Genomic DNA, 313 nt, shown 5'->3' on the forward strand with positions numbered 1-313 from the left:
GGACACGTGAACCACTGTCTGTGCTGGCTCAACCGGCTCATCTACATCGCCGTGGACCGGGAGGTATTGAGAGCCAACCCGATAGAGGATGTGGCATATGAAAAGAAAGAACCGTTAAAGCTAAGGCACATCAGCCGGGGTGAGTTGAAGCGGATGATGGAAACCCCGCTGCCCGACCCGATGATGGAGCTTGCACGCAGGACGTTCATCTTCTCCTCGCTGACCGGTCTGGCCTATGCGGACACGAGAGCACTCCATCCCCGGCACATCGGAAAGACCTCGGAAGGAAGAAAATATATCCGCGTCTGCCGGG

At 56.9% G+C, this 313-nt stretch carries 1 pseudogene; it reads left to right on the plus strand.

From position 1 onward, the window contains the following. Positions 1 to 313, plus strand: a pseudogene (locus AB5935_RS27685) (site-specific integrase); the annotation flags it as partial.

This window comes from Phocaeicola sp. RTP21198st1_B8_RTP21198_201120 (genome assembly GCF_040929485.1).
GTDB classification, from domain to species: domain Bacteria; phylum Bacteroidota; class Bacteroidia; order Bacteroidales; family Bacteroidaceae; genus Phocaeicola; species Phocaeicola dorei.